Source organism: Streptomyces sp. NBC_00207 (assembly GCF_045160965.1).
GTDB lineage: Bacteria > Actinomycetota > Actinomycetes > Streptomycetales > Streptomycetaceae > Streptomyces.
In genome coordinates, this window is the sequence record NZ_CP130715.1 from 2,869,648 (window position 1) to 2,892,374 (window position 22,727).

Here is a 22,727-nt window from a genome sequence, read left to right on the forward strand (position 1 = left end):
GTCTGACGCAGGAACAGGGCTCACGACCCGAGGAGAACGCACATGTACGTCCGAGTCCGCCCCGCCGCCGCGGCCGCCGCCGCGTTCCTGGGCTTCACCCTCACGTTGCTGGGCGGGACGGCCTCGTACGCCGCCACCGGCCCCGGATCCGCCACCGGCCGGGCAGTGCTGGGGGAGCCCGTCGTGTACGCCCACCGGGGGGCTTCGGCGTACGCCCCCGAGAACACCCTGGCCGCGATCGACCTGGCGATGCGGCTGGGCTTCGACTGGGTCGAGAACGACGTGCAGCGCACCAGGGACGGCGAGCTCATGGTGATCCACGACGACACCCTGGCCCGGACCACGAACGTCGAGCAGGTGTTCCCGGGCCGCTCCCCCTGGAAGGTCAAGGACTTCACCGCGGCCGAGATCGCCCGGCTGGACGCGGGCAGCTGGTTCGGCGAGGAGTACGCGGGCGCCCGCGTGCCGACCTTGCGGCAGTACCTCAACCGGGTGCAGCGCAACCAGCAGAAGCTGCTGCTGGAGATCAAGAAGCCGGAGCTCTACCCGGGGATCGAGGAGCAGACCCTGAAGGTGCTGGAGGAGGCCGGCTGGCTCGACGAGCGGCACGTGACGCAGCGCCTGGTGGTGCAGAGCTTCAGCGCCGACTGCGTGCGCATCGTGCACCGCCTGCGCCCGGACCTCGTGACGGCCTTCCTGGGCACCCCCACCGTGGCGGACCTGCCGCTGTACGCGGAGTTCACCGACCGGATCAACCCGTGGCACACCACGATCTCGGCCGACTGGGTCGCGGCCGTGCACGGCCTGCTCGGGGCCCACGGCAAGGCCATGGAGGTGGACACCTGGATCGTGGACGACGCGGCGACCGCCCGGAAGGTCCAGGACATGGGCGTGGACGGGATCATCACCAACGCCCCGGACGTGGTGCAGGAGGCGGTCGGCGGGTTCTGAGCCCGCAGGGCCGCGGCCGGCGTGGGTGACGAGGATGATGTGGCCGAAGCGGCCGGCGTTGTCAGGGGGGAGCCGTACGGTGGACGCGTGGACACCACCGAGCGGCCCCGCGGGCCGCACCTCGAATGGACCGTCGTCGCCAGCGACATCGGTCCCCTGCTCCTGGCCGCGACCCCGGAGGGTCTGGTCCGGGTCGAGTTCCATGCCACCCCGGACCGGGTCGAGAAGATGATCGGCCCGCTCGTCTCCCGGCTGGGCGCCGACGCCCGGCGGCCGGCCCCGGGCGAGGAGGTGCTGCTGGCCGAGCCCATACGCCAGCTCAAGGCGTACTTCGCCGGCACGCTGCGGCGCTTCGAGCTGCCGCTGGACTGGCGCCTCAGCTCCGGTTTCAACCGGCAGGTGCTCCAGGAGCTGGACCGTTCCGTGCCGTACGGATCGGTCGTGGGCTACGGCGAACTGGCCGCCCGCGCCGGACAGCCCGGCGCCGCCCAGGCCGTGGGCAACGCCATGGGTTCGAATCCGCTGCCGCTGGTGGTGGCCTGCCACCGGGTCGTGGAGAACGACGGGGGCATCGGGGGATTCGGCGGCGGGGTGGAGACCAAGCGGCAGCTGCTCGCGCTGGAGGGCGTGCTCCCGGAGCCGCTGTTCTGAACGGGGCCCTGACCTGCGTGCGGGCCGGGACGCGGGAACGGTTCCGCCGGGCGGTAAGGGGTGGCACACTGCGGCGGTGACTACTGCTGCCGCCGCACCCGGCTTCACCACGCCCTCCGGGCCCCTCGTCACGCACCCGCGGAAGCGGAGTGCGGCATGACGGCCTCCCCCGGCACGGACCGGCCTGCCCCGCCGCTCGGCCTGCCGGACGTGGCCCGGTTGCAGCGGCGCACCTCCTGGGTCCTCATCGCCGGCCAGATCCTCGGCGGCCTCGGCGTGCCCATCAGCATCGCCCTGGCCCCCGTGCTCGCCACCGAGATCAGCGGCACCGAGGCCCTGTCCGGCCTCGCCTCCACCGCCGCGGTGATCGGCACCGCCCTGGTCTCGCTGCCGCTCGCCGCCCTGATGACCGCGCGCGGCCGCCGCCCCGGCCTGGTCCTCGCCTACGCCATCGGCGCCGTCGGGGCGGGACTCGTCGTCCTCGCCGCCACCATCGGGAACTTCCCGCTGCTGCTGCTCGGCATGGCCGCCTTCGGCGCCGCCTCCTCCGCCAACCTGCAGGCCCGGTTCGCAGCCGCGGACCTCGCCGCCCCGGACCACCGGGCCCGGGCGATCTCCGTCGTCGTGTGGGCGTCCACCCTCGGCGCGGTGCTCGGCCCCAACCTCTCCGCGCCGGCCAGCCGCAGCTTCGCCGGGACCTCGATACCCGAGACGGCGGGCCCCTTCGTGTGGGCCGCCGTCGTCTTCCTGCTCACCGGCACGCTGATCGGCGTACTCCTGCGCCCCGACCCGCTGCTGACGGCCCGGGCGCTCGCCGCGCCGGCGGAGCAGACCCGCGAGGGCCGCTCGCTGCGCGCCGGATTCGCCGCCGTCAAGGCCTCCCCGCGGGCCCGGCTCGCACTCGTCACCGTCGCCGTGTCGCACACCGTCATGGTCTCGATCATGGTGATGACCCCGATGGACCTGGGCCACCACGGCGCCGGCCTGGAGCTCATCGGCCTGGTCATCAGCATTCACATCGCCGGCATGTTCGCCTTCTCCCCGTTGATGGGGTGGCTCGCGGACCGGCTCGGACGGCTGTCCGTGATCGGCCTGGGCGCCGGGCTGCTGTCGCTCGCCGCGCTGCTCGCGGGGACGGCCGGGCCCAGCCACGGCCGGACCGCGCTCGGGCTGTTCCTGCTCGGGCTCGGCTGGTCCGCCGGGATGGTGTCCGGCTCGGCCCTGCTGACCGACTCGGTGCCCCAGCCCGCGCGGGCCGCCGTACAGGGCCTGAGCGACCTCACGATGAACGCGTCCGCGGGGGTGGGCGGCGCGGCCGCCGGCCTGGTCATGTCCCAGGCGGGCTACGGCTGGCTGAACGCCGTCGGCGCCGCGCTGCTGCTGCCGATGGCCGCGCTCGTCCTGTTCACCGCGCGCCGCCACCCCGTCGCCGCGAAGGGTGCCGGCGGCTGAGGGGTGTCGGCGGCCGATCGGCGTCAGTAGCTGATGTGGTAGGCCTTGCGGAGCGTCTCGTGCACGGTCCAGGTGGTCTTGTCGCCCTCCCGCAGGACGCAGGCGGAGCCGGGGCCCACCTCGAGGGTCTCGCCTCCCTCGACCTCCACGGTGGCGCGGCCGCTGACCACCACGAACAGTTCGTTGGCCTCGGTGTCGGTGACCACGCCCGGGGTGATCTGCCAGATCCCGCGCACCTGTGTGCCGTCCGGCGACTCCCAGAGCACCTTGCCCGTCACGACGGGCTCCCCCGAGACGATCTGGGCGGGGTCGAGGTCCTCGGGCTCCAGTTCCACGTCCGCGACGGTGACGGAGAAGGAGGCGGGGGTGGCGGAGTGATCACTGGTGCTCATGGCGCGCCAGCCTAGTCCGGCCCGCCCGTACGGCGCGGTGACCACAGCGTCCAGGAACGGCCGGGCCTACGAGTCACCCTGTCCAGTCGGACCGGGTCGCCGGGTGGTGAGGACCGGCTGGAGGAACCCGGTGTCCGCCGGTGCGTGCCAGACCGTCTCGCGCAGGCCGGCCTCCCGGGCGAATTCGGCGGTCCGCTCCTGCGGCAGCGCCCAGTACGTCGCCCTCGACGTCCGTGTGGTCCACGTGTCGCCGGTCGGCAGCAGCTGGAAGAGCTCCAGGTCGTAGCGTTCCCCGTCGGCGTGCCAGTGCCACAGCTGGAAGGTGATGGTCCGCCCGTCGGGGCCGGTGCGGACGCGCGGGGCCTCGCTCTGCGGGCGGGCCCGGAGCAGTTCGCCGTACGGGCGGGTGGAGAGCAGCAGCAGTCCGCCGGGGCGCAGGACCCGCCGGGTTTCGGCCAGCGCGGTGCGCACGTCGTGAGCGGTGAGCAGGTGCGGCAGCGCGTTGTCGGCGCAGACCACGGCGTCGAAGGAGGCGTCCGCGAAGGGCAGGGCCAGCATGTCGGCGGCCGCGACGCGCAGGTCGAGCCCCCGGCCGGCGGCCTCCCTGGCGGCACGGGCCGCGGAGGCGGGGCTCAGGTCGGTCCCGGTGACCCGGTGGCCCAGGGCCGCGAGGCCCAGGGCCTGGGTGCCGATGCCGCAGGCGTTGTCGAGGACGGTGTGCGGTCCGGCGCCCAGCGCGGTCGTGAGGAGGGCGTCGAGGGCCCGGCCCTGCCGGGTGACGGACGCGTCCCAGTCCGCGTAGATGAGGTCGTACCGGTCGGCCAGTTCGTCGTAGAACCCGCGCGTGTCCATGGGGGAACGCTACTCGGACAGGTTGGGACGGGTGTGGCGGGAGTGCGTTTGGAGGCGCTGATCCCGTGCCATGGATGGGGACATGTCACAGCACACAGCAACTGCACCCCTGTCGGGCGGACCGGTCCTGTCGGAAGAGGTGCGCGAGGCGCTCGCCCGGGGCAAGCCGGTGGTGGCCCTGGAGTCGACGATCCTCGCGCACGGCCTGCCCCGCCCCCGCAACCTGGCGGTGGGACTCGAACTGGAGGCGCTGGTCCGTGCGGAAGGCGCGGTTCCGGCAACGGTGGCGGTCGTGGACGGGGTGGCGTACGCGGGCCTGGACAAGGCGCAGCTGGAGCGGATCGCGGGCGGCGACGGCGTCCGCAAGCTCGGCCACCGGGACCTGGCCCCCGCGCTGGCGACGCGCACGACCGGGGCGACGACGGTGTCCGCGACGGCCTTCCTGGCCGCGCGGGCGGGCCTGCGGGTCTTCGCCACGGGCGGGCTGGGCGGCGTACACCGGGAGTGGGCGCAGACGCAGGACGAGTCGGCGGACCTCGCGCTGCTGGCGCGGACGCGGATCACGGTGGTGTGCGCGGGGGTGAAGTCCATCCTGGACGTGCCGGGCACGCTGCAGCGGCTGGAGACGCTGGGGGTCGGGGTGCTCGGGTACGGGACCGACCGCTTCCCCGGGTTCTACCTGGCCGATTCCGGCGAGCCGGTGGACTGGACGGTGCACCGGCCCGAGGAGGTCGCGGCGGTGATGGCCGCTCAGGACGCGCTGGGCGGACCGGAGTCGGCACTGCTGGTGGCCAATCCGGTGGCCGAGGCGGAGCAGCTGGACCCGGAACTGCACGACCGGGTGCTCGCGGAGGCGCTCGCCGAATGCCGTGAGCGGGGGATCACAGGGCAGGCGGTGACCCCGTTCCTGCTGGGGTTCCTGGTACGGGCCACCGGCGGCGCCTCGCTGGAGGCCAATCTGGCGGCGGTGCGCGGCAATGTGCGGCTCGGAGCCCGGATCGCGGGGGCCTGGGCGGCACGGGCATGACCGGGGCGGGCCTGACCGGGGCGGGTCTGACCGGGCCGGGAGCACTGGTCGTCGTCGGGGACGTGGTGACGGACGTGGTGGCGATACATCCGGAGCCCCTCGCTCCGGCCACGGACACCGCCGCCCGCATCCGGACCCTGCCGGGTGGCGCCGGGGCCAACGCCGCCTGCTGGGCGGCCCGTACGGGGACCGCGGAGGTACGCCTCCTGGCGCGGGTGGGCAGCGAATCGGCGCGGTGGCACGAACGCGCGCTGGTGGACGCCGGGGTGCGGCCGCGGCTGGTGATCGACCCGGAGGAACCGACCGGGACGGTCGTCGCGCTGGTCGGCAAGGACGCGGAGCGCACCTTCCTGACCGACAGCGGGGCCTCGCTGCGGCTGTGTCCCGCCGACTGGGCTCCCTCGCTGCTGGACGGGGCGGCCCACCTCCACCTGTCCGGCTACCTCTTCTTCGCCGACAGCAGCCGCGAGCTGGCCATGGTCGCGCTGCGGGCGGCCCGGACCCGGGGGGTGCCGGTGAGCGTGGACCCCGCCTCGGCCGGTTTCCTGCAGGCCCTGGGGCCGCAGCGCTTCCTCGACGCGGTGGCCGGAGCGTGCGTCCTGCTGCCCAACGAGGACGAGGCCCGGCTGCTGGCCGGACTGCCGGAGCCGGCCGGGGTGGCCCGCGCGGCGGTGGAACTCAGCCGGCGGATACCGCTGGTGGTGGTGACCCTGGGACCGGCCGGTGCGCTGGTCGCCGAACGGGGCCGGATCACCGCCGAGGTCGCCGCCGAGCCGGCCGAGGCGGTGGACTCCACGGGCGCCGGAGACGCCTTCACCGGCGGCTTCCTGGCAGCCCGCCTCCAGGGCGCGGACCCCGCGGAAGCCGCCCGGGCCGGCTGCCGCACGGCAGCCCTGTCGGTAACCCGCCCGGGCGGCCGCCCTTAGGCACGGGCCGCCTATTGCGGCCCGGCCGGGCCGTCCCGGCTCCGCCGGCGTTCGAGGCGCGGGGGCCGGGGCAGCGCCCCCGGAAACGGCGCCGCACCCGCCCCGCCGCCCCCGCGCCCCTCTCACCGGCCGCGGCCCCGAACCCCCGTCCAGGCGGGATGCCTGGAATCATCGGCCCGCACCACCACGTCCGCGCCGGCCCCCGGATCCACCTCCGCCTCGTACCGCGCGAACGCCGCCACCGTCCACCGCGCCGACTCCTCCGTCCGCCGGCCCAGCGCCCCCTGCGACAGCCGGATGTGGACGCTCAGGTCGAAGGGGAACCACTGCCCCAGCAGCAGCGGGCCGTGCACCAGCAGCACCCCGCCGGCCGGGAGTTCCGCGTACGGGCTGCGCGTCGCCCGGTCGGTCACGGGGTCCCACAGGTCCGGCAGCACCCGCCCGGTGCCTCCGGGGTCCGTCGGGCCGAACACCTCCCGCCAGAGCGCCGCCGTGTCGTACCAGCCGTCGAGGTACGAGTCCACGTCCTGCCGCCCGTACTCGAAGCGGAGGGAGGCGGGCCGCAGGAATCCGCCGGTCGCCACCACCATCACCGCACGTCCGCGCCTGCGCAGCGCTTGCGCGAGCTCCTCCGCCAGCACGCCGGTCCCGGCGGCAGGCGCTCCGTCGATGCCCACCCTCTGCCAACTGCCCTGCCCGGGCAGGTTGTCAGGGTCGTCGAGGTGACCGGCGAGCTGCTCGGCCATCCGCTGCCATGTGATCGCTTCCCACTTCACCGGCCCATTGTCAGTGGTCGGCCTTAGCGTTTTTCACGAGGGATCACCGGCGGAAACGGAGCCGGCGGCCCGGCCTTCGGGGAGGGGTTTGTCATGGCTCGGGAGACGACGTATCTGGAGCTGTCGCAGGACGGCGGCGGGGCGCACAAGTTCTACGAGGTGACCGTGGACGGCACGGCCGTCTCCGTGCGGTACGGACGCATCGGCGCGGACGGCCAGTTGCAGAGCTCCTCCTTCCCGACCGCCGAGAAGGCCCGTGCGGCTGCCGCGAAGAAGATCGGGGAGAAGGTCCGCAAGGGGTACGCCCCCGCCGTGCAGGGGCAGCGCGCGGCGCGGTCGGTGACCCGCCGCCAGGTGACGTCGGCTCCGTCGACGGCGCGCGCGGTGGCCCCGGTGCTGTGGCGTTTCCGCACCGGCTCCTCCGCTTTCGGGATCCATGTGGACGAGGACCGCTGCTGGGTCGGCAACCAGGCCGGTGACGTCTACACCCTGAGCCACGGCGGAGAGGTGCTGGCCCGGTATTCGCTGCCGGACGGGGTGAAGTGCCTGGTGGCGGACGAGTTCTGGATATACGCGGGCTGCGACGACGGCACGGTGTACGACCTGTCGTCGAAGGTTCCCTTCGGGGCGTACGACATCGCGGAGGACGTGGACATCTTCTGGCTCGACATCCGCGAGGGCGTCCTGAACGTCTCCGACCGCAACGGCGGGCTGACGGTCATCGACCACGAGGACGAGTTCCAGTGGTCGAGGCGCTCGGCCGGCTCCAACGCGTGGATGGTCCGGGCGGACGCGGACGCCGTCTACCACGGGCACAGCAAGGGGGTGACCGCGTACGCGCCGGACGGCGGGCGGGAGCTGTGGCACACCGCGACCAACGGCTCGGTGCTGTTCGGCTGGCAGGAGGACCACGCGGTGTACGCGGGCACCGGGAGGAACACCGTGCAGCGCCTGTCGAAGGCGACGGGCGCGGTGGAGGCCACCTACCGGTGCGACGCGGCGGTGTACTCGTGCGCGACCTCGCCGGACGGAAGGCACGTCTTCGCGGGTGACCTCTCCTCCTCGGTGTACTGCTTCGACGCCGACGGGCAGCGGCTGTGGAAGCTGGGTACGGGAAGCGGGTCGGCGCTGTCCATGCAGTACCTGGACGAGCGGCTGTACCTGGTCACCACGGACGGTTCGCTGGTCTGCGTGGATGCGAGCGAGCAGGCGATCACGGCGGCCCAGCAGGGCTCGGTGCCGGCGCCGGTGGACGTGAAGTCGGCGGCGGCGCTGCCGGTGTTCACCCCGGCCGCGTCGGCCTCGGCTGTGGCCACGGTCTCGGTGGCCTCGGCGCCGGCCGGCGGTGTGGTGGTGGAGTGCGTCCAGCAGGGCGGCCGGATGCGGGTGCAGGTGGTGTCGGACGGCTTCGAGCCCTCGTGGAACGTCCAGTTCCCGCGCGGGATACGGGAGCCCGGCGCCCGGTACGTGGTCGAGGGGCTGCACGCCGCCTCAGGGGGCTTCTACCGGGTCCGCGGAGAGATACGACGGCTTGTGTGAGCGGCAGGCCGGCGACGCGGCACCGGCCGGTGCCGGGGTGGGTATCGCGAAGGGGGTCCCCTCGGGGAGCGCGGGGGTCACGTAGAGCACGACCGGCTCGGTACCGAGGTTGTGGCCCAGGTGGATGTGCCCGATGCCCGCAGGTTCCACGAAGGTGGTCCCGGCCCGGTGCACCACCACGGTGCGATCGTGCAGGATCCGGGTCAGGGTCCCGGCCAGCACCTTCGCGTCCAGCCGGACCCGGTGGAAGTGCCAGCCGGTGCAGCCGCCGGGCGGGATGACGATCTTCCGTCCCGACGGGGCCCCGGCACCACGTGCCCTGCCCGGCGGTACCGTCGCCGTCGTCGCCTGTCTTCCACCCATGTGTCCTCCTCCGCGGGCCGGCCCCGGTTCACGGCCCACCGTAGAAGGGGTTGTGGCATCCAGGAAGAGTTGACAAAACATCAACCGACCCTCCCCACCAGGTGATATGAGGCCCCTACGGCGGTATCACCCCTGTATGAGCCTGGTGGTGTTCGAGTCCCTGAAGCAGATCCACTGCGCCGAGTGCCGGCAGGGCCCGCTCCGGCACCTCGTGCGCGAGACGGGCGTGCCCCGCTGCCTGGACTGCGCGGATCTCGGGCACCTCGTCTACCTGCCGCGCGGGGACGCCGCGCTCACCCGACGTTCCCGCGAGGCCAGTTCGCTCTCCGCGGTGGTCGTCCGCTTCAACAAACGGCGCCGCCGGTACGAGCGCCTGGGGCTCCTCGTCGAGAACGCCGCCCTGGCCCGCGCGGAGCGCGCCTGTCTCGCGGACTCCGAGGCACGGGCGCGCCGCCGGGAGCGCGACCGGCTGCGCCGCGCAGCGGAGGACACCCGGTTCACGGCGGCCTTCGCCGCCGAGATAGTGCGGCTGTTCCCCGGATGTCCGGCCGACCGGGCGGTGGCGATCGCCACGCACGCCTCGGTGCGCGGCAGCGGCCGGGTGGGCCGCACCGCGGCCGGCCGGGCCCTCGACGAGCTGGCGGTCTCGGTCGCGGTACGGGCGGCGGTGCGGCACACCGACACCGAGTACGACGCCCTGCTGATGGCGGGCGTCCCCCGGTTCGCGGCCCGGGCCCGGCTGGCGCCGCGGATCGACGCCATCCTCGACGGGTGGCGCTCCGTGCCTAGTTGAGGCGGAAGCGGCGGTAGAGGAGGACACCGCCGAGCAGGAGCGCTCCGCTCCCGGGCAGCAGGTATCCGAGGCCGTCGGCCCCGGTGTGGGCGAGGGCCTCGGTGTGCCGCGGCGGTGCGGGCGGGGTGGCCGGCCGCTCGGTGACGGGCGGCGCGACGACCGGCGGCGCGACGACGGGGGGCTGGGCGGGCTTGCCACCGGTGGGCTCCTCGCCGTTGACGGAGGTGTTGCCGTGCGAGGAGTTGCCGACGCCGACCACGCTCACGGAGTTGCCGCTGAGGTTCAGCGGAAGCTCGACGGGAAGCTGCAGTCCGTTGCCGGACAGCACCCCCGGCGAATCCTTTCCGCGCCCTTCCGCCACGGCCCCTCCGCCGTTTCCGGCCCCCGGTTTCGACGCATGCGAGGACCCCGAGGACCCCTGACCGGGCTGCCCGCCACCGCCTCCCGGCGCCTGATTGCCACAGCGGTTCCCGGCGGCCGGGTTGAGCACTCCGACCACGTTCACGGTGTTCCCGCAGACGTTGACCGGGACGTGCAACGGCAGTTGGACCAGGTTCCCGGACAGCAGCCCCGGCGAGCGCTCGGCCCGCCCGCCCGCGTCCGCATCGGCGTAGGCGAATCCGCTCACGCCCGCGACCGCCAGCCCACCTCCCGCAACCACCGCCGCGATCACACCATTCCGACGACTGTGACGCATCAGCTTCCCTGCCTTCCGGAGGATTCAGCGGGCGCTTCACCCGCACCGGAGATAACGCGGTAAACCCATTCGGGTTATAGAGCCGATAGGCATTTCACTCCATCGTGTACTGGGTAGTGCCTACTTCATGACTGATCGCCCGCTGCTCCTCCTCGACGTGGACGGACCGCTCAACCCCTTCCGTTCGCCCCTCGCCGGTCTGCGCGGCTACCGGAGCCACCGGATGCGGCCGGACGTCTGGCTCTCCTACCGCGACCCGGAGTCGCGCAGCGCCCGGCGCGGCGCACGGGTCCGCCTCCACCCGTCCCACGGGGCCCGGCTGCTGGCCCTGCCCTTCGAGCTCGCCTGGGCCACCGCCTGGACGCACCAGGCCAACACGATGATCGCCCCGCACATCGGACTGCCCGGAGACCTGTCCGTCGTCGAATGGCCGGAGCTCTTCGTCGAGGACCCCGACGGCCTCTCCTGGAAGACCCGCCACCTCCTCGAGTGGGCAGGGGGCCGGCCGTTCGCCTGGGTCGACGACATGATCAACCCCCGCGACCGCGCCTGGGTCGCCGCCCACTACCCGGCCCCGGCCCTCCTCCTGCGCATCCACCCCCGCCACGGCCTGCGCGACCGCGACTTCACCGCCTTGACCCGCTGGGCCGCCGGACTCAGCCCAGCAGAGCCGTGACCGGGTCCGGGGAGGGGCGGCCCGTGGGCCACCAGTCCTCGTCGTCCGGGCGGGATTCGTAGGCGTACCAGAGGGCGTCACGGCCGAGGCGGAGCTGGCGTGTGCGGCCGGTGAGGCGGTTGCGGTCCGGGCGGAACGAACCCTGGGCGGCGGCCAGCAGCACCGGGCGGGCCCGGTCGAAGGGGCCCGCCGGCGGGTCCCAGGGCTCTTCGAGCGCGGCCAGTGCCGGGCGGCCGCCCTGGCGCCACGCGGCGGCCGCCCGGGCGAGGTCGGTGGTGGTGCGGCCGGTGGCGCGGGCCAGGTCGCGGTAGAGGGTGCGGGCGGCGCCGGTGAGCCCGGCCGTGGGGTGCGCGGACGCCAGCCGGACGGCGTCCTGCCAGAGGCTGAGCCCGGCGATCGGGTCCTCGCCGGTGGTGAGGAGGGCGAGGGCGCGGGCGGCCGCGTCGCAGGCGAGCTGGTCGAGGGCCAGCGGGTCCGGGGCCGCCGGATCGGCCGGGTAGGCGGGCGGGAGGCCTGCGGCGGCGGGCGCCGCAAGCGGCGCGGGCAGCAGCGGCAGGCCGGTGCGGGCGAGCGCGGCCCGGGCCGGGACCCCGGGGAAGTCCGGTGCAGTGTCGGGCTGTTCGCGGGCGGCGTGGGCGGCGTTGCGGCGGGTGAGCTCCTCGAGGAGCTCCCGCTCCCCCCGGCCGCGCAGGAGCAGCAGGACGAAGGGGTCCTCGTCGAGGAGGCGGGCCGCCCGGTAGCAGAGGGCCGCCGCGTGCTTGCACGGCGGACGTCCGAAGTCCGGGCAGGAACAGTGCGGGACGAGCTCGCCCGCACCGGGCAGGACGCTCTGCGCGAGCGACTGCGGAACCTCCCGCTCCAGCAGCGCGGCGAGCGCCGCGGGGTCGGCCGCGACCTCCTCCAGGAGCCCGTTCCACTCCGGGTCCGCGAAGGCGGGCAGGGTCAGCTCGGTGCGGTACGGGCGGGGCCGGCTGCCGCGGACGTACGCCACGATCCGGCCGGGCGTGACGGTCACGGCGTCGACGTGCCCCTCCGCGGCGTACGCACGGCCGCGGGCCAGGCGGGCCGTGTCGTGGGAGACCTCCTCCAGCGCCGTCACCCAGGCCCGGCCCCACCAGCTCACCGCCGCGGCCCCGGCGGGCACGGTCTCGAAGGTGCGGCGGCGGTCGTCCCGCGCGGTGATCATGCGGGCCTCCGCAGGGAGACGAGGTCGGCCAGCTCGCGGTCGGTCAGCTCGGTCAGCGCCGACTCGCCCGAGCCGAGGACGGCATCGGCCAGGGCCCGCTTCGCCTCCAGCATCTCGGCGATCCGGTCCTCGACGGTGCCTTCGGCGATGATCCGGTGGACCTGTACGGGCTGGGTCTGGCCGATGCGGTAGGCGCGGTCGGTGGCCTGTTCCTCGACGGCCGGGTTCCACCAGCGGTCGAAGTGGATGACATGGCCGGCCCGGGTGAGGTTCAGCCCCGTGCCCGCCGCCTTCAGGGACAGCAGGAAGACGGGCACCTCGCCGGCCTGGAAGCGGTCGACGAGCTCCTCCCGGCGCGGCACCGGAGTCCCCCCGTGCAGCAGTTGGTGGGAGATCCCCCGGGCCGACAGGTGCCGTTCGATCAGGCGGGCCATCGTCACGTACTGGGTGAAGACGAGGACGGAGCCGCCCTCGGCCAGGATCGTGTCCAGCAGCTCGTCCAGCAGGGCGAGCTTCCCCGAGCGGTGGCCGATCCTGGGCTGCTCCTCCTTGAGGTACTGCGCCGGGTGGTTGCAGATCTGCTTGAGCGAGGCCAGCAGCTTCATGATCATGCCGCGTCGTTCCATGCCCTCGCTCGACTCGATCACGGCCATCGCCTCGTCCACCGCGGCCTGGTAGAGCGAGGCCTGCTCCCGGGTGAGGGAGACGGGGTGGTCGGTCTCCGTCTTCGGCGGCAGCTCGGGCGCGATGCCGGGGTCGGACTTCTTGCGCCGCAGCAGGAACGGCCGTACGAGCGCGGACAGCCGGGCGACCGCCGCCTCGTTGCCGCCGTCCTCCTCCGTCTGGTGCTCCACCGGGCGGGCGTGGCGGGCCCGGAAGGCGGTGAGCGGCCCCAGCAGCCCCGGCGTGGTCCAGTCGAGCAGCGCCCACAGCTCGGAGAGGTTGTTCTCCACGGGGGTGCCGGTCAGCGCCACCCGGGCCGGCGCCGGCACCGTGCGCAGCGCCTTCGCGGTCGCCGAGTGCGGGTTCTTGACGTGCTGCGCCTCATCGGCGACGACCATGCCCCAGCGCTGCTGCGCCAGCAGGGCGGCGCTGGCGCGCATCGTGCCGTACGTGGTGAGGACGAACCCGCCCTCGCAGGACGTCAGGTCCTCGATGCTGCGGCCGCCTCCGTGGAAGCGGCGCACGGGCGTGCCGGGGGCGAACTTCTCGATCTCCCGCTGCCAGTTGCCCAGGAGGGACGCGGGGCACACCACGAGCGTCGGCTCGGGCCGGTCCCGGTGCAGGTGCAGCGCGATCAGGGTGACGGTCTTGCCCAGGCCCATGTCGTCGGCGAGGCAGCCGCCGAGACCGAGCGAGGTCATCAGGTCCAGCCAGGCCAGGCCGCGGGCCTGGTAGTCGCGCAGGGTGGCCTTGAGGGCGGCGGGCTGCGGGAGCGGGGCCAGCTCCCCCGTCAGCCGCTCCCGCAGGGCGGCCAGTGCCCCCACCGGCACCGCCTCGACCGGCTCGCCGTCGACCTCGGCCGTCCCCGACAGCGCGGCGGCCAGCGCGTCCACCGGGTCCAGCACGCCCAGTTCCCGCTTGCGCGCCTTGCGCACCAGCTCCGGGTCCACCCGCACCCACTGGTCCCGCAGCCGTACGACGGGCCGGTGGGCCTGTGCCAGCGCGTCCATCTCCCCCGGGGTGAGCCGGTCGCCGCCCAGCGCCAGTTCCCAGGAGAAGGCGAAGAGGTGCTCGGCGTCGAAGAAGGCGGTGCCGTCGGTCGCGGAACCGGGCGCGGTGGACCGTACGACGGCGGTCGCGGACAGCGTACGGGCCAGCTCGCGCGGCCAGTGGACCAGGACCCCGGCGGCCGCGAGCCGGCTCGCAGCCACCCCCAGCAGGTCCTCGAGCTCCGGATCGGACAGGGCGAGGGAATCGGGCACGGGCTGGTCCAGCAGCCGCAGCAGGGGCGGCCAGACCCGCGCGGCGCGGCGCAGCGCGAGCACGGCGTCGATCCGGGCGCGGGGACCGAACCCGGCGGCCGCCGTGCCCGCCCACAACTGGCCGGCGTCGGTGACCAGGGTCGGATCGGCCAGGCTGTGCACCTGGACGACGGCGGCCCCGGCGCGCCGGACGTCCTCGCCCTCGGCTTCGTCGAAGAGCCGGAAGGACGACAGGTCGAGCCGCAGCGAGACGCCGACCCCGGCGTCGGCTCCGGCCGCGACCTGTGCGGCCCAGTCCTGTATCCCGGGCACCTGCTGCGCCTCCCGCGCGGCGAACGGCCGCCCGGCGGCCACGGACGCGGCCGGGGTACGGGGCAGGCTGTCGGCGACGGCGTCGAGGAACGCGCGGACCAGCGCCTCCGGTTCGGGCAGCTGGAGCGGGCGGCGGCCGGGCAGGGGGGTCGCGTACCCCTCGTGCGGCAGGGCCGCGGCGATCGCGCGCAGGTGGTCGATGTCCGCGGCGTCGAGCGGCCCGGCGCGCCAGGCGTCCACGCCCTCGGGGGTGAGCCCGGGGAGCAGCCGGCCGCGGGCGGCCAGGGTGAGCGCCTGCGTGGCGGCGGTCCCCCAGGCGCGGGTGGCGGGGTGCGCGGCGGGGCTGCGGGGCGCCCGCGCGAGCAGGGGCAGGGAGGAGGCGACGGAGAAGGTCACGGCGGGCACGGTCCGGCTGCGGACGCCGTCGCCGTGCGGGCGCACGACGGTGAGCTGCGTCGGCGTACCCGCCTCGGGCAGGGCGTCCCCGTCGGGCGCCCAGAAGGCGACCCGCCCCTGGCGGGGGACGGCTGCGGGCAGGAAGACGGCGGCGTGGCGCAGCAGCGCGGATGCCTGCACGGATGCCTGCGCGGCTGCCTGCGGCTGCGGCTGCGTTGTCACGGTGTCCCCTCCCCGTCTCGCCCGTCGATGCGCTTGCGGATCTGCTGATCCGCTCTGCCGACGAGTCTAGGCGCGGCCACCGACAACGCCTCTGACCTGCGGATCACCGTCCCCAGCGGCCCTGCTCCGCCGCGTACCCGTACACCGGTCGGCCGGGGGCCGCGCTCGTGCGCAGCGGGCGCCCGTCGTCGTCGATGCGGAGGGTGCCCGAGCCGGACGGCGCGGACCACCAGAGGTCGAGGGACCAGTCGCAGTCGCAGCCCGTGGTGACCGCCTCCACCCGCAGGACGACCGGTTCGGACGCCGAGACGCGCATCGGGAAGGCGGGGGCCGGCAGCGTGCCCCCGGCGTCGTTCCCGGCGACCGGGCGGGCCAGCGGGCGCGGCGCGTCCAGGTTGACGGCGAAGACGGCCGGCGTGAGGGCCCCGCCGCAGCCCTGCGACATCTGGTAGACGTTCCAGGCCGGCGGGGTACGGCGGCCTGACACGCGGACCTGCAGGTCCTCCAGGACCACGGCGCCCGGGCCCGTGCCGTGCAGGGTGACCTCCACGATCTGCTTCCCGGCGTGCACGGCGCGCTGCGCCGATGCCCAGGCGGGCGCGTCCGCCTCCACGGGCGGCGGCGGCACCGATCCCGGACCCCGCTCGGCCAGGTAGGCGTGATCGCAGCCCGCGGTCCACACGTGCGACCGGACCGCCGCCCTCAGGGGCGCTGCCGGAGACCGGGGCGGAGCCGGGACCGGCGGTGACGCGGAGGGCGGGACGGACGCCGGACCCGGACCACCGGCCGGCGGCGGGGGCTCCGGTGTGCTCGTGGCCCCTGGCGCCGACGCCGGGGCGGACTCGGTTCCGGAGGCGCCTGCGGATGCCGCCGGCGCCGTCGTACCCGCCCCGGGCCCGCTCCCCGTCCCCATCCCCGTCCAGGCTCCGGCCCGCGGCGCACGGGGCTCGGGGCCGGCCGCCGCGAGCAGGGCCACGGCCACCGCGCCCGCCGCCACCCCCGCGGCGGCGACCACGGCCACCCGCCTCCGATACCAGGGCCTGCCTCCCGCGGGCTCCGCGACGACGGCCGGCTCCCCCACGACGACGACGGGCTCCGCCCCCGACTCCGACTCCGACCCCGGCTCCTGCTCCGGCACAGGCACAGGCTCCGGTGGCGCCCCCGCGCGCCGCCGCGCATCGGCCAGCAGCCACGCCCGGTGAAGGTCCACCGCCTCCCCCGGCGATGCCCCGCAGGCCCGTGCGAAGCGGTCCACCACCGCAAACTCCGCCGGCAGCGCCTCCCCGTTGCAGTAGCGGTGCAAGGTCGACGTACTCGTGTGCAGGCGGCGTGCCAGGGCCCCGTAACTCAGCCCCCCACGCTCCTTCAGCTCCCGCATCAGCCGCGCGAAATTCCCGGCCTCGCTCACCGCGTTCCCCCGTCCGGCGTCCCGTGACTGCGTTCCATGCCTGAGGTGTTCCCCCAGGTGACAGTGCGTACGGCCGTTCCAGCGTCCCGAATTCGCCCCAAACCGTGGCCGGCCGGGCGGCCCGGGGAACAGGCTCGTCAGGCACACCGAACCACTCACGGGGAGACCGTTCATGTTCCGACGCACCGACACCGCCGCCACCCTCGCCACCGCGCTCGTCGCCGCGGCGACCGCCTTCGTCCTCACCGCCCCCGCCTCCGCAACGGCCGCCACCGCGACGCCCGTCCCGCCCGGATTCCTGGCCGGCACCGACCTGCCGCCGCACCCCGGATCGGCCTGGTACCCGGGCAAGATCACCAAGGGGCTGCCCGAGTTCGCGCCCTTCTGCCTGGACGGCGTGCTTCCGGCGGCGGGCAGCTGGCACCGCGCCTTCGGCACCGAGTTCGACACCGGCGCCGTGCAGGTCTCCGTACGGTCCTCCTCGGCCTCCGCCGCGACCGAGCTCGTCGGCAGGCTGGAGCGCAAGGTCGCGGCGTGCGCCGCCGACTGGCTGCGGACGACCCCGGGCGGCACAGCCTCCTGGGAGGACTACGGAACGCTCCCCGTCGAGGAGGGCGCGCACGTCTACGGGGTCCACACCTCGGTCCCCGACTCGGAGCCGGGTGTGCACCTCTACGGGATCGGCCGCGACGGCTCCACCGTGACCGTCGTGAAGTGGGGCGAGATGGGCAACCTGTCCCAGGCCCCGGTCGCCGCGTTCAAGAAAACGACCACGACGGCCGTGAACAAGCTCAACCCGTAGCCGGGCGACGTCCCGCCCCCGGCGCGCCGGCCGGCCCGAGTGGGACCATGGACGTGAGAGGCGATGCCATGCGTTCCGGGAATGAGCCGGTGACCGCGCGCAGCCCGCTGCGGCTGCGGTTCTGGCTGGGTGTCTGGGGGCTGATCTGGGCCGCCGCCGGGACGGCCGCCTTCTCGCTGGCGGGCCGTCCCGGATGGGCGGCCGCCTGCGGCGCGCTGGCGGTCATCGTGGCCGTGGACCTGGCCGTGATCGTGCGCCATATCCGGCAGGGGCCGCACTACCAGCCGGGCCGGGACATCCCACCGTACGAGCCGCCCCGCAGCCGGTGAGCCGGCGGACGGTGGGCGGCGGACGGTGGCCGTTCGGCTGGTGAGCCGTCGGCTCAGGCCTGGTCCTCGAAACGGGCCGCCGCCAGGTACTCCGGCTGCGGGTCGAGGGCGGCGGCGAGGCGGAAGTGCTTGCGCGCCTGCTCGGGCCGGCCCGCGCGCTCATGGGTACGGGCCAGCGCGAAATGGGCGAAGGCGTTGTCCGGCTCCCGCTCCAGCACCAGCTCGAACTCCAGCTCCGCGGGGCGCAGTTGGGCCGCGGCGAAGAAGGCCCGGGCCCGCAGCAGCCGCGCCGCCGTGTTCTCCGGATGGGCGGCTATGACCGAGTCGAGCAGCTTGACCGCGCCGCGCGGGTCGCGTGCGGCCAGCAGTTGCTCCGCGGCCCGGTAGTCGATGACGTGCGTTTCCGGGCTGGACGGCGTGGGGCGCGTGGTCTCGGACACAGTCTGGATCCTTCCCTCTACGGGCGCGTTCAACGCCCCCACCATGGTCGCTATTCCATGAACACGTCAGGCGGTGCCGCCGGCGGCCCGCGCCGTGAGCTCTTCCCAGACCTTGCGCACCTGCGGCTCCAGCGCCTCCAGGGGCCCGTCGTTGTCGATCACGAGGGTCGCCACCGCGAGCCGCTGCTCCCGCGTGGCCTGCGCGGCCATCCGGGCCCGCGCCTCCTGCTCGGCCATCCCGCGCAGCGCCGTCAGCCGGGCCAGCTGCGTCGTCGGCGCCGCGTCCACCACGACCACCAGGTCGTAGAGCGGCGCCAGGCCGTTCTCCGTGAGCAGCGGTACGTCGTGCACCACGATCGCGTCGGCCCCCGCGGCCGCCTCCAGCTCGGCCGACCGGGCCCCGACCAGCGGGTGCACGATCGCGTTGAGCGTCTGGAGCTTCGCCGGGTCCGAGAACACGATGGACCCGAGCTTCGGCCGGTCCAGCACCCCCTCGGCGGTCAGCACCGACTCCCCGAAGGCCGCCACGACGGCCGCGAGCCCCGGCGTACCGGGCTCCACGACCTCGCGCGCGATCCGATCGGCGTCGACGACGATCGCCCCGTACCCCGCCAGCAGCCGCGAGACCTCGCTCTTGCCGGCACCGATTCCGCCCGTCAGGCCCACTTTCAGCATGTCCGCAGCCTAGACCCCGCCCCCGGCGCCCCTACAGCCCCGTCGGCGTCAGTTCTCGCCCTCGCGCTCCGCCAGGAACCGCTCGAACTCGCGCCCGATCTCGTCCGCCGACGGAAGCTCCGCGGGCTCGGCGATCATGTTGCCCCGGGTCTCGGCTCCGGCGGCCGCGTCGTACTGGTGCTCCAGCCCCTGCACCAGGCTGACCAGCTCCTCGTCGCCCTCCCGGATCTGCCGGTCGATCTCCGTCTGCGTGCGGTGCGCCTCGGTCCGCAGCGCGTGCGCCACGGCCGGCAGGACCAGCCCGGTCGCCGCCGTGATCGCCTCCAGCACCGTCAGCGCGGCGTCCGGGTACGGGGAGCGCGCGACGTAGTGCGGTACGTGCGCGGCGACGCCCAGCACGTCGTGCCCGGCCTGGGCCAGGCGGAACTCCACCAGGGACTCCGCGCTGCCCGGGACCTGCGCCTCGTCGAAGGGGCTGCGGTGGCCGGGCATGAGGTCGGTCCGGTTGCCGTGCGGGGTGATGCCCACGGGACGGGTGTGCGGAACGCCCATCGGGATGCCGTGGAAGTTGACCGAGAGCCGGACCCCGAGGCGCTCGACGATCTGCCGGACGGCGACGGCGAAGCGCTCCCACTCCACGTCCGGCTCCGGGCCGGACAGCAGCAGGAAGGGCGCGCCGGTGGCGTCCTGGACCAGTCGGAGCTCCAGCCGGGGCTCCTCGAACTCCGTCCAGTGGTCGCGCTGGAAGGTCAGCAGCGGGCGGCGTGCCCGGTAGTCCACCAGCCGGTCGGCGTCGAAGCGGGCGACCACCTGGTGGGGCAGGGTGTCCAGCAGCCGCTCGACGATCTGCTCGCCGGCCTCACCCGCGTCGATGTACCCCTCGAAGTGGTACAGCATGACCAGCCCGGCCGAGTCCTGGGCGACCGCCAGGTCGGCCACCGCCAGGCCCTTGGCATCCCATTCGTACAAACCCTGTGGATCAAGCACCGCCACCACTCCTCCTCGCCTCGTTCCCTGCCAAGAACGTCCAAGACGGCGCCGCCATTCCCCAGTTGGCCGCATTCACAGGAACGCAACGGATCAGCGGCGGATCGACGGCGGTCAACCGCGGCCCGGCGGCGGTCAGGCGGGAAACGCGGTGAGGCCCGCCCCCCGAAGGGGACGGGCCTCACCGTTCAACTCAACTCAGCTCTGCTCACACCGGAGTGTGATGCGCGCTGCGATCAGCTCTGGCCGCCGGCCAGCTTCTCGCGGAGCGCGGCCAGGGCCTCGTCCGACGCCAGGGCGCCGGAGGTCTCGTCCGACTCCGAGGAGTACGAACCACCCGAGATGCCCGCACCGGCGTTGCCACCGGCGGCCGGGGCGGCAGCGCCCTCGGCAGCAGCGGCCTCGTCGGCCTCGCGGCTCTTGATGACCTGGGCCTGGTGCTGCTCGAAGCGCTGCTGCGCCTCGGCGTACTGGGTCTCCCAGGCCTCGCGCTGCTTCTCGTAGCCCTCGAGCCAGTCGTTGGTCTCGGGGTCGAAGCCCTCGGGGTAGATGTAGTTGCCCTGGTCGTCGTAGGACGCGGCCATGCCGTACAGGGTCGGGTCGAACTCGACCGACGCCGGGTCGGCACCGAAGGACTCGTTGGCCTGCTTCAGGGACAGCGAGATCCGGCGACGCTCGAGGTCGATGTCGATGACCTTGACGAAGATCTCGTCGTTGACCTGGACGACCTGCTCCGGGATCTCCACGTGGCGCTCGGCCAGCTCGGAGATGTGGACCAGACCCTCGATGCCCTCGTCCACGCGGACGAACGCACCGAACGGAACCAGCTTGGTGACCTTACCCGGGACGACCTGACCGATCTGGTGGGTCCGGGCGAACTGCTGCCACGGGTCCTCCTGCGTCGCCTTCAGCGACAGGGAGACGCGCTCGCGGTCCATGTCAACGTCGAGAACCTCGACGGTGACCTCCTGGCCGACCTCGACAACCTCGGACGGGTGGTCGATGTGCTTCCAGGACAGCTCGGAGACGTGGACGAGACCGTCGACGCCACCCAGGTCCACGAAGGCACCGAAGTTGACGATCGAGGAAACGACGCCGGAGCGGACCTGACCCTTCTGCAGGGTGGTGAGGAACGTCTGGCGAACCTCGGACTGGGTCTGCTCCAGCCAGGCGCGGCGGGACAGGACCACGTTGTTGCGGTTCTTGTCCAGCTCGATGATCTTCGCCTCGAGCTCCTTGCCCACGTAGGGCTGGAGGTCGCGGACACGACGCATCTCGACGAGAGAGGCCGGCAGGAAGCCGCGGAGGCCGATGTCGAGGATGAGACCACCCTTGACGACCTCGATGACGGTACCGGTGACGATGCCGTCTTCTTCCTTGATCTTCTCGATCGTGCCCCAGGCACGCTCGTACTGAGCGCGCTTCTTGGACAGGATCAGGCGGCCTTCCTTGTCCTCCTTCTGGAGAACCAGGGCCTCGATCTCGTCGCCGACCTTGACGACCTCGTTCGGGTCGACGTCGTGCTTGATCGAGAGCTCACGGCTCGGGATCACGCCTTCGGTCTTGTAACCGATGTCGAGCAGGACCTCGTCCCGGTCGACCTTCACGATGACGCCGTCGACGATGTCGCCGTCGTTGAAGTACTTGATCGTCTCGTCGATCGCGGCGAGGAAGGCTTCCTCGTTACCGATGTCGTTGACCGCTACCTGCGGAGTGGTAGAGGTGGTCTCGGTGCTGCTCGTCATGTGGGAAAGGGCTCCGGTTACGGACAGAAAGTCGTAGGTACTGCTACGCCGGGAGCCCTTATCGGCATCTGCCGAAGCCGGACAGCCAAGGAGACCCCCATTTCCGCGAAACGCGGCGGGGCCTCGAAAACCGAGGGGACATCAACAGATACAAGCGCAGCCTGCTAGGTCTGAGGAGCACAGGCTCGCAGCGCAACTTGTAGCATACGGGGGCGGCCGGACAGGGTCAATGCGCGAAGGCGCACACCACGGGCGGATCACCGCATAACCGGCACAATTCGTGGGCTGGAGCGCCTTCCTGACGCTTCCTGCCACTTTTTGAAGACATTCGCAGACTACGACGACGGGCCCCATGAACCAAGAGGACTACGCCCCCGAAGACGCGTACGAGGCCGATCCGGGCTCCGTGGAAGACGCCGAGGCCACACGGCGTGACGCGGGGGAGGCGGAGAGCAGCCGGGCGAGCCGTGGCTGGTGGGACCGCAACGCCGACGAGTACCAGAGCGAGCACGGCGCCTTCCTCGGCGACGACCGCTTCGTGTGGGGGCCCGAGGGGCTGGACGAGGCGGAGGCGGCCCTCCTCGGCCCCGCCGGCTCCCTCAAGGACAAGGACGTCCTGGAGATCGGCGCCGGCGCCGCCCAGTGCTCGCGCTGGCTGGCCGCGCAGGGCGCCCGCCCGGTGGCCCTCGACCTCTCCCACCGCCAGCTCCAGCACGCCCTGCGCATCGGCGATGACGTCCCCCTGGTCGAGGCCGACGCCGGGCGGCTCCCCTTCCGCGACGGCTCCTTCGACCTCGCCTGCTCCGCCTACGGCGCCGTCCCCTTCGTCGCCGACCCGGTCAACGTCATGCGCGAGGTGCACCGCGTCCTGCGCCCCGGCGGCCGCTGGGTCTTCTCCGTCACCCACCCCATCCGCTGGGCCTTCCCCGACGAGCCCGGCCCCGAGGGGCTGTCCGTCGCCGCCTCCTACTTCGACCGGACCCCGTACGTGGAGCAGGACGAGCAGGGGCGCGCGGTGTACGTCGAGCACCACCGCACCCTCGGAGACCGGGTCCGCGACGTGGTCGCGGGCGGCTTCCGCCTGGTCGACCTGGTCGAGCCGGAGTGGCCCGAGTGGAACAGCCAGGAGTGGGGCGGCTGGTCCCCGCTGCGCGGCAACCTGATCCCGGGCACCGCGATCTTCGTGTGCGAGAGGGCCTGATCCC

23 protein-coding genes are annotated in these 22,727 nt (G+C 73.8%); 11 read left to right on the forward strand and 12 right to left on the reverse strand.

From position 1 onward, the window contains the following. Positions 1-42: 42 nt before the first annotated feature. The 3 genes from OG472_RS13700 (at position 43) to OG472_RS13710 (ending at position 3,054) form a co-directional block, all read left to right on the forward strand. A complete protein-coding gene (locus tag OG472_RS13700; RefSeq protein ID WP_405941475.1) occupies positions 43-951 on the forward strand; it encodes a glycerophosphodiester phosphodiesterase in 909 nt (302 codons plus the stop codon). A gap of 87 nt (positions 952-1,038) precedes the next feature. Next, positions 1,039-1,602, forward strand: a complete 564-nt coding sequence (locus tag OG472_RS13705; protein WP_383569154.1) for a methylated-DNA--[protein]-cysteine S-methyltransferase — start codon at positions 1,039-1,041, stop codon at positions 1,600-1,602. A gap of 156 nt (positions 1,603-1,758) precedes the next feature. Next, the gene (locus OG472_RS13710; RefSeq protein WP_401600934.1) at positions 1,759-3,054 is read left to right on the forward strand and encodes an MFS transporter; all 1,296 of its coding nucleotides are present in this window, start codon (positions 1,759-1,761) and stop codon (positions 3,052-3,054) included. A 23-nt stretch (positions 3,055-3,077) separates the two neighbouring features. On the opposite strand, the gene OG472_RS13715 is transcribed toward OG472_RS13710, so the two are convergent. Next, on the reverse strand, positions 3,078-3,446 hold the full coding sequence (locus OG472_RS13715) for a cupin domain-containing protein (protein WP_405941476.1): 369 nt from the start codon (positions 3,444-3,446) through the stop codon (positions 3,078-3,080). Between the two features lie 66 nt (positions 3,447-3,512). Then, positions 3,513-4,298 carry a methyltransferase domain-containing protein gene (locus tag OG472_RS13720; protein ID WP_405941477.1) on the reverse strand — a complete coding sequence of 262 codons (786 nt, stop codon included), beginning with the start codon at positions 4,296-4,298 and terminating at the stop codon, positions 3,513-3,515. Positions 4,299-4,380: 82 nt separating this feature from the next. Here OG472_RS13720 and OG472_RS13725 point away from each other — a divergent pair, with 82 nt between their 5' ends. After that, a complete protein-coding gene (locus OG472_RS13725; RefSeq protein ID WP_405941478.1) occupies positions 4,381-5,325 on the forward strand; it encodes a pseudouridine-5'-phosphate glycosidase in 945 nt (314 codons plus the stop codon). Continuing rightward, entirely contained in the window at positions 5,322-6,251 is a 930-nt protein-coding gene (locus OG472_RS13730) for a carbohydrate kinase family protein (protein ID WP_405941479.1), read from the forward strand. Before OG472_RS13725 ends, OG472_RS13730 begins: the two co-directional genes overlap by 4 nt. A gap of 122 nt (positions 6,252-6,373) precedes the next feature. On the opposite strand, the gene OG472_RS13735 is transcribed toward OG472_RS13730, so the two are convergent. Then, positions 6,374-7,027 carry a uridine kinase gene (locus OG472_RS13735; protein WP_401600945.1) on the reverse strand — a complete coding sequence of 218 codons (654 nt, stop codon included), beginning with the start codon at positions 7,025-7,027 and terminating at the stop codon, positions 6,374-6,376. Positions 7,028-7,120: 93 nt separating this feature from the next. Here OG472_RS13735 and OG472_RS13740 point away from each other — a divergent pair, with 93 nt between their 5' ends. After that, positions 7,121-8,566 (forward strand): WGR domain-containing protein, encoded by a 1,446-nt coding sequence (locus OG472_RS13740; protein WP_401600948.1) that lies wholly within the window; start codon positions 7,121-7,123, stop codon positions 8,564-8,566. Here OG472_RS13740 and OG472_RS13745 read toward each other — a convergent pair. Further along, positions 8,519-8,929 carry a cupin domain-containing protein gene (locus OG472_RS13745; RefSeq protein ID WP_405941480.1) on the reverse strand — a complete coding sequence of 137 codons (411 nt, stop codon included), beginning with the start codon at positions 8,927-8,929 and terminating at the stop codon, positions 8,519-8,521. The genes OG472_RS13740 and OG472_RS13745 overlap by 48 nt on opposite strands. A 136-nt stretch (positions 8,930-9,065) precedes the next feature. Between OG472_RS13745 and OG472_RS13750 the strand changes: the two genes are divergently transcribed. Next, entirely contained in the window at positions 9,066-9,722 is a 657-nt protein-coding gene (locus OG472_RS13750) for a DUF2293 domain-containing protein (RefSeq protein ID WP_405941481.1), read from the forward strand. Here OG472_RS13750 and OG472_RS13755 read toward each other — a convergent pair. Then, positions 9,715-10,350, reverse strand: coding sequence for a chaplin (locus OG472_RS13755; protein ID WP_405941482.1), 636 nt, complete (start codon positions 10,348-10,350; stop codon positions 9,715-9,717). The two genes, OG472_RS13750 and OG472_RS13755, sit on opposite strands and share 8 nt — an antisense overlap. 196 nt (positions 10,351-10,546) lie before the next feature. Here OG472_RS13755 and OG472_RS13760 point away from each other — a divergent pair, with 196 nt between their 5' ends. After that, positions 10,547-11,095, forward strand: coding sequence for a hypothetical protein (locus tag OG472_RS13760; RefSeq protein ID WP_401600958.1), 549 nt, complete (start codon positions 10,547-10,549; stop codon positions 11,093-11,095). Here OG472_RS13760 and OG472_RS13765 read toward each other — a convergent pair. From OG472_RS13765 to OG472_RS13775, 3 genes are all read right to left on the reverse strand, one after another. Then, positions 11,076-12,281 (reverse strand): SWIM zinc finger family protein, encoded by a 1,206-nt coding sequence (locus OG472_RS13765; protein ID WP_405941483.1) that lies wholly within the window; start codon positions 12,279-12,281, stop codon positions 11,076-11,078. The two genes, OG472_RS13760 and OG472_RS13765, sit on opposite strands and share 20 nt — an antisense overlap. Continuing rightward, positions 12,278-15,136 (reverse strand): DEAD/DEAH box helicase, encoded by a 2,859-nt coding sequence (locus tag OG472_RS13770; RefSeq protein ID WP_401600964.1) that lies wholly within the window; start codon positions 15,134-15,136, stop codon positions 12,278-12,280. The genes OG472_RS13765 and OG472_RS13770 overlap by 4 nt, the downstream gene beginning before the upstream one ends. Positions 15,137-15,239: 103 nt before the next feature. Next, positions 15,240-16,544: a helix-turn-helix domain-containing protein gene (locus OG472_RS13775; protein ID WP_405941484.1), complete on the reverse strand. Its 1,305-nt coding sequence runs from the start codon at positions 16,542-16,544 to the stop codon at positions 15,240-15,242. 172 nt (positions 16,545-16,716) lie between these two features. Here OG472_RS13775 and OG472_RS13780 point away from each other — a divergent pair, with 172 nt between their 5' ends. Both OG472_RS13780 and OG472_RS13785 read left to right on the forward strand, forming a co-directional pair. Next, positions 16,717-17,346: a hypothetical protein gene (locus OG472_RS13780; RefSeq protein WP_405941485.1), complete on the forward strand. Its 630-nt coding sequence runs from the start codon at positions 16,717-16,719 to the stop codon at positions 17,344-17,346. 68 nt (positions 17,347-17,414) lie between these two features. Further along, complete coding sequence (locus OG472_RS13785; RefSeq protein WP_401600972.1) at positions 17,415-17,675, forward strand: DUF6343 family protein; 261 nt, start codon at positions 17,415-17,417, stop codon at positions 17,673-17,675. Positions 17,676-17,728: 53 nt separating this feature from the next. On the opposite strand, the gene OG472_RS13790 is transcribed toward OG472_RS13785, so the two are convergent. From OG472_RS13790 to rpsA, 4 genes are all read right to left on the reverse strand, one after another. Beyond that, positions 17,729-18,115 carry a tetratricopeptide repeat protein gene (locus OG472_RS13790; RefSeq protein WP_362815097.1) on the reverse strand — a complete coding sequence of 129 codons (387 nt, stop codon included), beginning with the start codon at positions 18,113-18,115 and terminating at the stop codon, positions 17,729-17,731. A 66-nt stretch (positions 18,116-18,181) separates the two neighbouring features. Then, positions 18,182-18,790, reverse strand: coding sequence for a dephospho-CoA kinase (gene coaE / locus OG472_RS13795; RefSeq protein ID WP_405829649.1), 609 nt, complete (start codon positions 18,788-18,790; stop codon positions 18,182-18,184). Between the two features lie 48 nt (positions 18,791-18,838). Continuing rightward, a complete protein-coding gene (locus tag OG472_RS13800) occupies positions 18,839-19,777 on the reverse strand; it encodes a PAC2 family protein (RefSeq protein WP_383569098.1) in 939 nt (312 codons plus the stop codon). Positions 19,778-20,013: 236 nt separating this feature from the next. Then, positions 20,014-21,522: a 30S ribosomal protein S1 gene (gene rpsA / locus OG472_RS13805; RefSeq protein WP_327413389.1), complete on the reverse strand. Its 1,509-nt coding sequence runs from the start codon at positions 21,520-21,522 to the stop codon at positions 20,014-20,016. A gap of 352 nt (positions 21,523-21,874) precedes the next feature. On the opposite strand from rpsA, the gene OG472_RS13810 reads away from it, so the two are divergent. After that, positions 21,875-22,723: a class I SAM-dependent methyltransferase gene (locus OG472_RS13810; protein WP_383569095.1), complete on the forward strand. Its 849-nt coding sequence runs from the start codon at positions 21,875-21,877 to the stop codon at positions 22,721-22,723. Positions 22,724-22,727 lie beyond the last annotated feature (4 nt).

Excerpts from the sequence above, each read along its gene's own strand:
- OG472_RS13700 (WP_405941475.1), top strand. The coding sequence starts at position 43 with ATGTACGTCCGAGTCCGCCCCGCCGCCGCGGCCGCCGCCGCGTTCCTG.
- OG472_RS13710 (WP_401600934.1), top strand. The coding sequence starts at position 1,759 with ATGACGGCCTCCCCCGGCACGGACCGGCCTGCCCCGCCGCTCGGCCTG.
- OG472_RS13715 (WP_405941476.1), bottom strand. The coding sequence starts at position 3,446 with ATGAGCACCAGTGATCACTCCGCCACCCCCGCCTCCTTCTCCGTCACC.
- OG472_RS13720 (WP_405941477.1), bottom strand. The coding sequence starts at position 4,298 with ATGGACACGCGCGGGTTCTACGACGAACTGGCCGACCGGTACGACCTC.
- OG472_RS13725 (WP_405941478.1), top strand. The coding sequence starts at position 4,381 with ATGTCACAGCACACAGCAACTGCACCCCTGTCGGGCGGACCGGTCCTG.
- OG472_RS13730 (WP_405941479.1), top strand. The coding sequence starts at position 5,322 with ATGACCGGGGCGGGCCTGACCGGGGCGGGTCTGACCGGGCCGGGAGCA.
- OG472_RS13740 (WP_401600948.1), top strand. The coding sequence starts at position 7,121 with ATGGCTCGGGAGACGACGTATCTGGAGCTGTCGCAGGACGGCGGCGGG.
- OG472_RS13745 (WP_405941480.1), bottom strand. The coding sequence starts at position 8,929 with ATGGGTGGAAGACAGGCGACGACGGCGACGGTACCGCCGGGCAGGGCA.
- OG472_RS13750 (WP_405941481.1), top strand. The coding sequence starts at position 9,066 with ATGAGCCTGGTGGTGTTCGAGTCCCTGAAGCAGATCCACTGCGCCGAG.
- OG472_RS13760 (WP_401600958.1), top strand. The coding sequence starts at position 10,547 with ATGACTGATCGCCCGCTGCTCCTCCTCGACGTGGACGGACCGCTCAAC.
- OG472_RS13765 (WP_405941483.1), bottom strand. The coding sequence starts at position 12,281 with ATGATCACCGCGCGGGACGACCGCCGCCGCACCTTCGAGACCGTGCCC.
- OG472_RS13780 (WP_405941485.1), top strand. The coding sequence starts at position 16,717 with ATGTTCCGACGCACCGACACCGCCGCCACCCTCGCCACCGCGCTCGTC.
- OG472_RS13785 (WP_401600972.1), top strand. The coding sequence starts at position 17,415 with ATGCGTTCCGGGAATGAGCCGGTGACCGCGCGCAGCCCGCTGCGGCTG.
- coaE (WP_405829649.1), bottom strand. The coding sequence starts at position 18,790 with ATGCTGAAAGTGGGCCTGACGGGCGGAATCGGTGCCGGCAAGAGCGAG.
- rpsA (WP_327413389.1), bottom strand. The coding sequence starts at position 21,522 with ATGACGAGCAGCACCGAGACCACCTCTACCACTCCGCAGGTAGCGGTC.
- OG472_RS13810 (WP_383569095.1), top strand. The coding sequence starts at position 21,875 with ATGAACCAAGAGGACTACGCCCCCGAAGACGCGTACGAGGCCGATCCG.